This is a genomic window from Tunturibacter empetritectus (assembly GCF_040358985.1).
GTDB classification, from domain to species: domain Bacteria; phylum Acidobacteriota; class Terriglobia; order Terriglobales; family Acidobacteriaceae; genus Edaphobacter; species Edaphobacter empetritectus.
Genome location: NZ_CP132932.1, coordinates 1,165,158 through 1,176,917 on the forward strand (window position 1 = coordinate 1,165,158; position 11,760 = coordinate 1,176,917).

Below are 11,760 nucleotides of genomic sequence, written 5' to 3' on the forward strand. Positions count from 1 at the left end.
CTGCAGGCTTGGTATAGGAATCCCAGGGGAGCGGCGCGTTTTAGGCTCGCAGGGGTTGTGATCACTGAACTACACTTTTTGCTCCTAAATACTGGATTGCTATTTCAATCGAAGAATGACAACGCTTTCCGGTTGAACAAGAAATTGTAGTTTGCCGGAAGATAGCTCTACGGAGACTTTATCGCCGAGCAGGACATCTGCCTTGGTGCAATTCTGGAGGGCCGTCTTGTCAGTGGACAGAAGAATGGTCTTAGGATGCTCTGCTTTATTCACCATCACGAGAACGCGTTGCGACCCAGACGAACAACCACGATCAAAATCAAATCCACGCACGTAGCTGATCGAATCAGCTGCCACGTCTTCAATCTGTATGCCGCCAGCTTCTAACTCAGGGGAGGTCTTGCGGAGGGTAGTTAGAAGGCTTACCCAGTCATGCATCTTTCGCTGGGGTTCGGTTCGCGCGCTACTGTCAAATGCATTGTTTTCTGTCTTTTGTCCATCGTGGGGAAAGCCGCCGGGAAAGTCACGCCGATTGTCGGGATCGTCTCCGCCGGTCATGGCGATCTCGTCGCCGGAGTAGATGAGCGGAGTGCCTCGCATGGTCAACAGGATTGCGAACGCCAGCTTCATCTTCTCTTCGGTCGCCCCTTGTTCACCCAAAAAGCGCTTCGTATCATGGCTGCCGATGAGTGGAACGAGGCGCTCCGGATGCGGATAGAGGCCGTCCTGACTAAGAATATCCGCGATCTGCGACATGGGCGCGCCACGCAGCAGTGTATTCCGGATGGCAGAGTACATAGGGTAGTCAAAGGGGGTATCTAAGCCGGTGTCGATCGAGCCTTGATCGCCGCTACGCACTGCGCCGCCAGCGAAGAATGAGTTCAAGACGGGATACATATCGAAGGTCCCGTTGAATACTTCGCCTACCGTCGTTAGCTTCGGATAGGTGGCACGGAGCTGCGAATGGAAGTCATGCCAGAAGGTCCGGCCGACGTAGGGAAAGGTGTCAAGCCTGAGACCGTCCGCACCGGACTCCTCGATCCACCAGAGAGTGTTCTGGATGAGGTAACGAGAGACAGCCGGATTTTCCTGATTCATGTCGGGCAGGAGATTGACGAACCATCCATTGAGCACCTTCTCTCGATCACGCCAGGGAGCGTAGGGATCTAGGAGCGTTTGAAAAGTTCCTACTGCTTCGCTGTGGTTTGCCTTGGTGCCATGAAACCAGTCGGGCTGAGGCGAGTCTTCGACCCAAGGATGCGCAGGCCCCACGTGGTTGGGCACAATATCCAATACAAGCTTCATGCCCCGTTCGTGTAGCTTGTTCGAGAGAGTTCTCAAGTCGTCGAGAGAACCGAAGTGGTCGTCTACCTTATATAGATCCGTGGCCCCATATCCGTGGTAGCTTTCCGGTTCCCGGTTCTGGACCACAGGCGTAATCCAGATGGTGGTCACGCCTAGTTCCGCGAGGTAGTCCAGGTGTTGTTCGATCCCGCGAAGGTCGCCGCCGTGCCAGGCATTTGGGACATCGAGAGCGTAGGGCATCCCCGGCTGATGGTCGTTGCTGGGGTCGCCATCGGCGAATCGGTCCGTCATGATGAGGTACATGACGTCTGCCGAGGAGAAGCCGCGCGGTTGGTCCGAGGCGGTCCGGCGCTTTTCGAGAGTATAGGGGCTCGTGGCCACGCCATCAGCATTCCTGGCTTCGATCAAAAACGTGCCCGGAGCAGCTGAAGCTGTCGAGATATCGAGAAATGCCCAACGTCCGTTGGTTGAAACACTCTGCTTGGTTATCAAAGCCTTGCTGTTGCGGAGTCGGAACGTGCACCCTGTGAGGTGTTCGCCATGCACGAGCAGCATGGGAGGAGGCATGCTGATCCACCAGTTTGGCGGATCTATTTTGGTGATCACGGGCAGTTCAGCCAAGGCCGCAGCAGTTGAGAAGAGCAAGAGAGATCCAAGCACCGTGGACAGAATCGCACGAAGGACACTTAGCGAGCAGCTTCGAATCGACATGGTCAACAATGGCGACAACTTTCCGACGCCGCTACTTCAGGTTGAAGAAGCGGCGGTCTGGTGAGCGAGGTGAAGGGTGAGGGTGCCTGTAGTTAGTGTTCTTCGAAGAGAGCAGCGGCACCACGAGACTCGCTCGATGATGCCGCCTGAGGTTCCTACGGGTTAGAAGTTGATGTGAGCGGCGAGTTCAAGCTGGCGTTCGGTATTGAGGCGAATGCTGTTGATGCTTCCGAAGCCGTTGTCTGCGCCGCTGGTATTTGGACCGGTGGTGAAGATGGTCGTTGATCCGGGGATGTTGGCGCCATCGTGGATGTTGGTGTCGGGGTTGCCAAACTGCGGCGTGTTGAAGAGGTTGTAGGCTTGAGCGCGAAACTCGGCGTTGACTCGTTCGGTGATACGAAATCCTTTGAAGAGTCCGAGGTCCACGGTCTTGTAGCCTGGGCCGGAGAAGGCGTTGCGCTGGAGGGTGCCCGGACGAGTGAAGATGCCGGAAGAGTTGATAGGCGGCAGGGCAAATTCTCCGGTGAAGAAGGTTCGGTTGTTGGAGTTCGTCGAGCCGCCGACTAGCTGGCGATGTACCTTGCTGAAGCTGATGAAGTCCGGACGGTTGTCGATGGTGCCGCCGCTGCCATTAGTGCTGAAGTCGATCGGAGTGCCGCTATCGAGTGTGACGATGGTATTGAGCTGCCAGCCGCCGATGGCTTCGTCGAGAGCGCGATTCATGTTTGAGCCGAACATCTTGCCACGGCCGACGGGGAGCGAGTAGACGGCGCTGGCGACGAAGACGTTACGCTGATCCTGGTCGGAGTTGCCGTAGTTGGCGGGCAGATCGACTCCCTGCTGGGTGATGAAGATGCGTCCGCTAGCGCTTGCACCGGCACCAGAACTGAAGGCGCCATTCGAGTTGTCGCGGGAGTGGGACCAGGTGTAAGCGACCGTTGCCAGGAAACTCGAGCCGACGTGACGATCAAGGTAGACCTGCAGTCCGTCGTACTTCGAGGAGCCGCCGGCCAGGCCTTCGGTGATGGTTCCGCGGTTGGGGTAGAGGCCCTTCGTGGTGCCGTCGAGGACCGGCGCGTTGGCGTTGTACCAGGTCATGAGGTGATCGGTTTTGTTGCCGACGTAGGCAATGTTGAGCGAGGTTGCATGATCGAGTTGCTGCTGGATCTGCAGGTTGTATTGAGTAACCGCACCGTTCTGATTGTTCTTTGGCACGGCGATGACGGAGGCGTTCGACAGGTCGATAGAGCTAATCGCTCCTGGTCCAAAGGCAGGTAGGGGTAGAGCAGCGGTTGCGGTGGCTGCGTTGTTAGGAATCGTGGGGCTTTGGCCGGTGAAGGTAATGCGGTAGCCGTTGGTGGCGGTGTACTGACTGATGCCGTTGAAGCCGGGCTGGTTGGAGAGCTGGTTGCCGACTCCGCCACGATCGAGGAAGTAGAAGATGCCATAGCCGCCGCGGAGTGAGGTCTTACCGTTGCCGTAGAGGTCGTAGGCAAAGCCGATGCGAGGCGCGAAGTTGTTCTTGTCGGTGTTGATGAGCGAGCGAGAGTTTCCGTTGACGCCTGCAACCTGGAGGGACGCGGTGGCAAAGTCGTAGTTCGCCTGGTTGTTGTTTTGTTCGTAGGGGTAGGTATAAAAATCGTAGCGAACGCCGAGGTTAAGTGTAAGCCTGCGATTCACCTTCCAATCGTCCTGGACGAAGTAGCCGGTCTCGTAGTTGAAGGTCTTGAAGAACGTGCTGGCTGCGCCGATCTCATAGTCGGAGAAGCCAGCGAGAACCTCGGAGGCTTCATATCCGGTGAAGCGTCCTGTGCCGGGGAAGTTAACTCCGCCCAGGATGAAGTAGCCCTTGGAGTCGTTCCCCTGAAAGAAGTCGACCTCGCGGCGAATAACGTTAGCACCGCCTTTCAGGGTATGTCTGCCACGGTTGTAGGTGACGCTGTCGAGATATTGGAAGGTCTTCTCAGGCACGGAGTAGGGTCCGCCGTCGCCGGTGTACTCGATTTGAGAGTTGTTGCCGCCGATGAGAGCCCCGCCTCCCAGAAGCGGGGTACGGTTCGCGTTGACGATGCCGAGATTGGCTGAGATGGGTGTGCCCTGGTCCGGATTGACGTAGGCGAACTCCGGGCGGATGTAGCCGAAGCGAAATTCGTTGACGAGATTCGAGGTAAAGATGTGGGTATACCCGGCCGCTCCGCCGCGTGGGTGGTTTACGTTGCCGCCTGAGGCAAAGCCCGCCGGAAGCTTGGTAAAGAGGCTGTTGACGTCGAGGTTGTCTTGGCCGTAGCTGTAACGGGCGAAGACCGAATCCCTCTGGGTGACGTGGTAGTCGAGGCGTGCGTCGAAGTCGTTGAAGTTCTGGATGGCCTTACGCACGGCGAAGTAGTTGTTCAGGATGCCGGCACGTGTCGGCGCGTCGAAGGCGTTGAGGTACTTGAGACCGGCAGAGTTGATGCGATTTTGCGGGATGATGTTTCCGGTGAAGGGCTGGCAGGTTGTTGGGTCATAGATGGCCCCGACCACCGCGGTTGCGTTTGCAGCGGGTGCGGGGCAGCCGGTTGCCGAAGAGAAGGTTCCCGGATCGCTGGTGACGTTTTGCCCGAGCAGCTCGGAGAAGTTACCCTGACGCATCAGCGCAGTGGGAACGGTGTAGAAGCCGGTGTCCTTTGGCTGCTTCTGACGAAGAGCCTGGTAGTCGCCGAAGAGGAAGATCTTATCTTTCCAGAGGGGTCCGCCTGCGGCGAAGCCGAACTGTTTGCGCTGAAAGGCTGGTGCCGGGGTGCCGGGATTGAAGAAGAGGGGGTTGGCATCGAAGATCTGGTCGCGGAAGTAGCCGAAGGCCGAGCCGTGGATGCTGTTAGTTCCGGATTTGACGGAGTTCTGGAGAATGGCTCCCCCGGCGCGACCAAATTCGGCGGGGGCGACGGAGGTGGTGACGCGGAACTCCTGGATGGCTTCGGGCGGCGTGAAGAAGACGATGGAGTTGACGAGGGATTCGTTGTTGTCGACGCCATCAAGGATGAAGTTATTGGACTGCTGCCGGAGTCCGTTGGCCGAGAGAGCGCCACCGCCGGAGTCTGAGTAGCGGAAGGTCTCGACGTTGCCGTTGCGCCCGCTGGCGTCGGAGTTGAAGGCGCCACGGGTTACCCCGGGGATCAGATTGGCGAGGCTGGTAAAGTTGCGGCCGTTGAGAGGGAGATCGGTGACCTGCTTGCCTTCAATGACCGCTCCGGTGGACGAGGTGGACAGATTGACGACCGGTGCGGCATCGGTAACTTCGACAGTCTGGCTGGAGGAGCCGATGGGTAGCTTGAACTCGACGGTTTGGACCTGAGAGACCTGGAGAGCGAAGGTCTGATCGATGGTCTGAAATCCGGCATGGCTGGCTTCGACGCGATAGTTGCCGCGAGGGACGGCGGAGAACGTGAAGTTGCCGTCGCTCCCTGCAGTGACCGTGAGAGCAATGCCAGTGTCAGTGTTGGTGAGCTTGAGAGTGGTACCTGGGACAACGGCACCGGAAGGATCTGTGACGATACCGGTGACTCGACCGGTGTCTGTCTGAGCTCTCAGGCTTAGGACTGGCAAGAAAAGCAGACAAAGGAATAAAACCAGTAGCTTGCTGGCGAGGGCCGGCTGACGTTGATCGAGATCCGTGTGCATGGTGAAGCCTCCAAAGGTGCTGCCTAAATTGCGTGTAGTCGATTGGTTGTCAAGACTTTGAGGGAGAACGATGAACGTTTCTTTGCGTTCATGGCCATCTTCTGGCTGTCCTTTTTCGATCAATCTTTTATCATCGAGTAAGTCGCTCATTTTGAAAGCACATAGTTGCTTTGCATCAACAGGCAAGTGCTCCAACTTTGCTTAGATCGCAGGTGCAATCTGCTTGGATCACCGCATGATAAAGTTTGATTACAGGGTTCCTCGTTATGCTGTCTCACCCGGAAATCGCCTCTAGGTTCGGATTCGGAGTTTATGAGGCTGACCTCCAGACCGGCGAGCTGTGGAAGGCGGGCCGGAAGATCAAGCTTCAAAGTCAGCCTTTCAAGGTGCTGGCAATACTGCTGGAGAAACATGGTGAGGTTGTCACCAGAGAAGAGCTGCAGCTTCGGGTGTGGGGCAAGAACGTAGTCGTCGACTTTGATCACTCGCTGGGCACCGCGATCAATAAGATCCGGGATGCGTTAGGCGACACAGCAGATAATCCGCGATTTGTAGAGACACTGGCAAAACGGGGTTATCGCTTCGTCGCGCCCGTTACGGCACTGAACGGATCTTTAGCAGCCGAATCAATGAACCATGAGTTCAGTGCAGAATCGGGTGCTGCACGAGTTGTGTTGGAGAAACCGCCGGGGACTTCTCCTTCAATTCAAGTCTCTCCATCTCCCAACGAACTCGATCTATCACCCACGCGCCAGAGGGACTTCGGATCCTGGCTATGGCTCGCGATATTGGTTCCCATGGCCGTTTTAGCGGGTTTGGCTGGGTTTTATTATGGCTCTCGAAGCACTTCACCTCTGCCGCGTGTGGAACGCCTAACCCGGATCGGACGGATAGCGCCGGGAGTGCAGGCAATGGAGAGCCTTCCTGCCTCAGCAACGGATGGACTACGCATCTATATTCCGGTAATTTCAGGTGGCAGGTCGGTTCTGGCGCAGGTGGATGTGCGCACTGGGGCGGTACAGAACCTTCCACTGCCAAGCGAGCTTGCCTCCGCCACGCTTGGAGACCTGTCTCCCGATGGGTCGATGCTGCTGCTGCGAAGTCATGTATCGCCGGAGTCAGAGCAATCGCTATGGACGGTTCCCGTGGGTGGAGGCAGTCCGCTGCGGGTAGCGAATGTTGTGGCTCACGATGCGACATGGATGCCTGATGGCAAGAGCATCCTCTACGCCACGGGAGACGAGTTGTTGGTGAACAAACTTCAGGACGGCACCTCTTCCCTCTTCGCGAAACTGCCGGAACGAGCCTTCTGGTTGCGCTGGTCGCCTGACGGCAAGGTACTGAGATTTACACTGCTCGATCCGATACAACATACGCTGGGGCTCTGGGAGGCGTCGAGCGATGGTAAGTCAGTCCGTCCAATTCTTAGCAATTGGACCAAGCCTTCGTCGGAGTGCTGTGGCATCTGGACCGGGGATGGGAAGTACTTTGTCTTTCAGTCGGATCGTGGAGGAAGCAGCGATCTTTGGCGACTTGACGGAAAAAGTATTGGTGAACCGAAACGCGTGACAAATGGTCCGTTGAGTTTTGTCGGACCTGTGACCTCGCGGATCGGGCATAGGATCTTCTTCCTTGGGCTTGAGACCCAATCGCTTCTTCAGCACTACGACGCCAGCCGACATGAATTTGTACCCTTACCAGGATTTCTGGCAGAAGCAAACAGGGTTGAATACTCGCACGATCGGCAGTGGGTTCTTTGGACCGACGCGTCCGGAAGACTATGGAGGGCGAAGGCTGATGGATCAGAGTTGATCCAGATAACCCCAGATTCTTTGCAGGTATTTCTCGCCCATTGGTCGCCCGATGGAAAGAAACTGGCAATCATGGCGAAGGAGTCAGGTAAAGCGTGGCAGATCTACCTGGTGCCTGCGGACGGTGGAGCTCCAGAGAGACTACTGCGGGAGAGCCGTAATGCGGCAGACCCATCCTGGTCTGCGGATGGGCAGCAGATCGCCTTTGGGCGCGTGACCGATATGATGGGAAAAGAGGATGGGCCGCGAGCCATTCAGATATTCGATCTGAGAACTCAGGCGGTGTCGACGGTAACTGGATCCGAAGGATGGTTCAGTCCGCGATGGTCGCCAGACGGACGTTATATAGCCGCAATCTCGCTGGATCAGCGGAAGCTTGCGCTCTTTGATACCGAGTCGAAAACTTGGCGGACGATCGCAGAGACCACGGTCGCGGATCCAGTTTGGTCGTCAGATAGTAAAACCATCTTCTTTCATGCGTCCTCGGCCGAGATGCAGCCGATCTACCGTGTTTCGATTCCAGGTGGTCGGCTGGAACAAATTGCGAACCTGTCAAACTTCAGCGGGGGAGATACGGAAGACTATTTCTTCTGTGGCTTGACGCCGGAGAGCGTGCCAATCGTGCGATCACGAACTCGTACGGGCAATCTTTATACGCTTAATCTTGATGGCCCCTAATATCCATCAACACTCCCATTTTTTGTAACTCATAGGTCGAGTCGCGCTACTGCTGCATGCTATCGCTTCACGCGATTCATCGTCCCGGTTGGCAAGTTACATCGCCGGCAAGCTAGGACTTGGTTGCAGATGCTGCACGATCTCTTTTGTAATCGCCGAGGCGGTACTCTTGACCGTCTTCTCTGGCGCATTCTTTTCCATAACGAATTTAGCAGCGGCTACGTAAGGGTTCAGTGTAATAACCGCGCCAGGCTTCTTCTTGCTCGCTCCCTCTTCCGAGCTTTCATAGAGCGGCTTTTTGGGGCTCGCCAGATCCGAGAGTGTTACAACTAGCTCCATTGTCGTCTTGCCGGATCCAAAGCCGATGACCGCGCGGTGGATACGGCTCCCTTCATCCACCTGGGTAAACACACCGTGCACCCAGGCGCCAGCCGTTGGCTTCGGATCATCGTCTGTCAATCTTTGAGCTTTGTAACCGGCCTTTTGGAGATCGCTGACGATGCTCTTCGACATCGTGTCGACCAACTTCTTTGCCTGGGCCTCCGGATCTCGTTGCTCCTTCTTCGAAGGTCTTTCCAGAATTCCCGGCCTTACTTGATCTATCACCGACCCCTTATCTACCTGAACATTCTGCGCGTCCAGTTCGAAGTCGCTCACGTAGACCGTCATATCCTTCGTAAAGGTGAATGTCGGAAGCGTCTGCGGCGCTGCGGAGCTTTGCGCTGGAGGAGCTTGAGCGACAACGTTGAGAGACACGAGCAAAAGGGATAGTGCCGAAAGTCGTCGCATAAGTTTCATTTGTGCCTCAAAAAGAGCTAGCCAGATTGCTCCGACAGTACTTGAGCCCAGATGCGCAATTATGTTTCGGAAACGCGTCAATTCTAAGAGTGAATCTGATTTCTTGCAAATAAATTTATTGGCATTTTTACTTATCCTTCTCCAGACCTTTTGCAGACTAAAGAGGTAACGTCTTAGCTCAACCGCTTTCCTAGTGGCCCTTCAAAAAAAATCCTTGGAAATAAAAGTTATGGGGTTACAATCGGTTTCGCACAAAAACAGGCCAGATACTACTCACTTTCGAACGTTAAAGTAGGCCACTTTTGAGAGAACCAAAGGGTCTTACAATTACCGCCGTTGCGATTTGCCTTCTGGGTGGTGCAATCTCCTCCTTGGCGCTACCGGCATCTCCGGCCACCAGCAAGCCGATCGGCCCCCCAGCTTCTGCTCCTTCCTGGCCACGGGTCTTTGACCGGAACGGCGTGCACCTCGTCGTCTATCAGCCCCAGCTTAAGGCCTGGCAAAAATATCGCACGATGGTTGCGGATACTGCGATCTCCGTGACAGACAAAGGACAGAAGCCTATTCTGGGTGTTGTCTCCTGGCGCGCCGATACCATCGCCAACGTAAGTGCGCAAACTGTCTATGTGAACGATATTCAGGTACTCGATGCACGCTTTCCTTCGCTCAATGCAGCGCAGGAAGCGCAAATGCAGCAGCGTGCCCACCAACTCTATCCAACCATGACGTTCACGATTGGACTGCCGCGTATGATCGCCAGTCTTGCGAAGGTAAACGAGCCTGTGCGGACGGTTGCTGCCAGCACCCAGGCGCCATTAATTCTCGTCGCCACGGCGCCAGCGATCATGCTCCTGGTCGATGGAAAACCAATACTGGCTCCAATTCAAGGCACAACGTTGGAGTATGTCGTCAACACCAATTGGGATCTCTTCTTTGATAAATCCGACTACTACTTACTAAGTGGCAAGACTTGGCTGAAAGCAAAAGATCTGCATGGACCTTGGGCCGCAACCATGAAGCTGCCCCCGGACATAGCCAAGTTGCCCGCTCAGCAGAACTGGGACGAGGTTTTGAAAGCCGTGCCGCCGCGCTCCAATGGTTTGGCTGCTCCTCAGGTTTTGTTCACAGAAAAGCCGGCCGAGTTGCTTGCCTTCAGGGGTAAGCCGGTCTACTCAAAGATCCCCGGCACTAGTCTCAGCTATGCAACGAATACAGAGAATAAGGTCTTCGTTCATCAGCCCGACGGCCAGATCTACGTCTTGATCTCTGGACGATGGTTTCGAGCCGCCAGACTGGATGGTTCATGGAGCTATGCAGGCGATTCTCTTCCAGCTGACTTCGCAATGATCCCGAGGGGCAATCCGTGCCACGATGTTCTTGTCTCCGTGCCAGGAACGCAGGAGGCTAGTGACGCTGTGTTGCTCTCGCAAGTACCGACTACGGCAATCGTAAATCGCGCCCAGGCGGAGGCGCAGGTCAAAGTCGCTTATGCGGGGCCGCCCCAATTCAATAAGATCGAAACCACAACGATGTCTTACGCGGTGAACACGCCCGATAAAGTGATCCGTGTCGGGGACCTCTACTATCTTTGTTTTCAGGGAGTCTGGTTTGTCTCTCGAAACCCCGCTGGTCCGTGGAAGACCGTGGATTCAGTGCCTCCAGTCATCTACACGATTCCACCAAGCTCCCCTGTGTACAACGTCACATATGTGGTGGTCTCAAACCCGACTGTAACGACCGTGCAGACAAGCTATTCAAGCGGATATCTTGGAGTCTTCGTTGTGGGGATGGCAGTTGGATCCACCGTCGTGTATGGCACAGGCTACTACTACCCTCCCTATGTTTATTGGGGACCACATCCAATCTACTATCCGTATCCCTATACCTACGGCGTGGCTGCTGTGTACAGCCCCTACACAGGAGCCTATGGAGTGGGCCGCGCAGTGTACGGACCGTATGGCTCAGCTGGAACAGCGGCCTGGTACAACCCCACCACTGGGACTTATGGACGGGCCGTAACAACTCAAAATGCCTATGGCGGTCATACATACGCCTCAACCTATAATCCCTGGACTGGTACCTCTGCCGCGACCTCCCAGGGCCACAACCAGTACAGCCAATGGGGAAGTTCCGTAGTGACCAATGGCGACAACTGGGCCCAGGCGCAGCATGTCACGAACAGCAACGGAACGGCGGGATCTTTCCAGACCTCCAAGGGAAGCGCCGGCGCCGGATATTCCGGGGCCAATGGAAACAGTGGCTTCGTGGCTAAGGATGCGAATAACAACAATGTCTATGCGGGAGCCGATGGCAACGTCTACAAGAAAGATTCCAGCGGAAACTGGAGCAAGTACGACAACGGCAGCTGGACTCCAGTAGATCCATCCACTGGCGCAAACCAGACGCGGCAGCAGAAGCAGAACTCCAATAGTGCCAATCAGCCGAAGCAGCCGCAATCTTCAACCCCAGGCTCGCAAGCCGGAAACACTACGCCAGCAACTGGCAGAGGGTCCGATCCGACGAACCCTCGTACTTCAGGACGCGGAACTCAGAACCAGCCTCCGTCTCAGGCACAGAATAATCCGGGAAGTTTGAACCCTCCCAGCACCATGGGCCAGCTACAGAATGATTCGCAATCGCGCGCACGCGGAGATCAACTAGAGCAATCGCAAAATCGCGGAGGCGGCGGCTCACGGGGCTCGCGCAGGCAGCGATAAGCAAAAGAATGAAGCATTATTTGATCGTGGCACACGTCGCCGATGACTTACCGCTCAATCACTGATCAAGGAAATAATCC

General features: G+C 55.8%; 6 protein-coding genes. 3 read left to right on the top strand and 3 right to left on the bottom strand.

Going from position 1 to position 11,760, the window contains the following annotated elements:
* Positions 1–99: 99 nt before the first annotated feature.
* A complete protein-coding gene (locus RBB75_RS04700) occupies positions 100–1,872 on the bottom strand; it encodes an alpha-amylase family glycosyl hydrolase (protein ID WP_353069731.1) in 1,773 nt (590 codons plus the stop codon).
* On the opposite strand from RBB75_RS04700, the gene RBB75_RS04705 reads away from it, so the two are divergent.
* Positions 1,871–2,080, top strand: a complete 210-nt coding sequence (locus RBB75_RS04705; RefSeq protein WP_353069732.1) for a hypothetical protein — start codon at positions 1,871–1,873, stop codon at positions 2,078–2,080. The genes RBB75_RS04700 and RBB75_RS04705 overlap by 2 nt on opposite strands.
* Positions 2,081–2,178: 98 nt before the next feature.
* Here the strand turns inward: RBB75_RS04705 and RBB75_RS04710 are convergent, their stop codons facing one another.
* Positions 2,179–5,676, bottom strand: a complete 3,498-nt coding sequence (locus RBB75_RS04710; RefSeq protein ID WP_353069733.1) for a TonB-dependent receptor — start codon at positions 5,674–5,676, stop codon at positions 2,179–2,181.
* A 266-nt stretch (positions 5,677–5,942) separates the two neighbouring features.
* Between RBB75_RS04710 and RBB75_RS04715 the strand changes: the two genes are divergently transcribed.
* Complete coding sequence (locus RBB75_RS04715) at positions 5,943–8,165, top strand: winged helix-turn-helix domain-containing protein (RefSeq protein WP_353069734.1); 2,223 nt, start codon at positions 5,943–5,945, stop codon at positions 8,163–8,165.
* Between the two features lie 96 nt (positions 8,166–8,261).
* Here the strand turns inward: RBB75_RS04715 and RBB75_RS04720 are convergent, their stop codons facing one another.
* Positions 8,262–8,963, bottom strand: a complete 702-nt coding sequence (locus RBB75_RS04720; RefSeq protein WP_353069735.1) for a DUF4410 domain-containing protein — start codon at positions 8,961–8,963, stop codon at positions 8,262–8,264.
* Positions 8,964–9,265: 302 nt separating this feature from the next.
* Here RBB75_RS04720 and RBB75_RS04725 point away from each other — a divergent pair, with 302 nt between their 5' ends.
* Positions 9,266–11,680 carry a hypothetical protein gene (locus RBB75_RS04725; protein WP_179639552.1) on the top strand — a complete coding sequence of 805 codons (2,415 nt, stop codon included), beginning with the start codon at positions 9,266–9,268 and terminating at the stop codon, positions 11,678–11,680.
* Positions 11,681–11,760 lie beyond the last annotated feature (80 nt).

Coding starts and splice junctions, on each gene's coding strand:
- RBB75_RS04705 (WP_353069732.1), top strand. CDS start 1,871: ATGCTGATCCACCAGTTTGGCGGATCTATTTTGGTGATCACGGGCAGT.
- RBB75_RS04700 (WP_353069731.1), bottom strand. CDS start 1,872: ATGCCTCCTCCCATGCTGCTCGTGCATGGCGAACACCTCACAGGGTGC.
- RBB75_RS04710 (WP_353069733.1), bottom strand. CDS start 5,676: ATGCACACGGATCTCGATCAACGTCAGCCGGCCCTCGCCAGCAAGCTA.
- RBB75_RS04715 (WP_353069734.1), top strand. CDS start 5,943: ATGCTGTCTCACCCGGAAATCGCCTCTAGGTTCGGATTCGGAGTTTAT.
- RBB75_RS04720 (WP_353069735.1), bottom strand. CDS start 8,963: ATGAAACTTATGCGACGACTTTCGGCACTATCCCTTTTGCTCGTGTCT.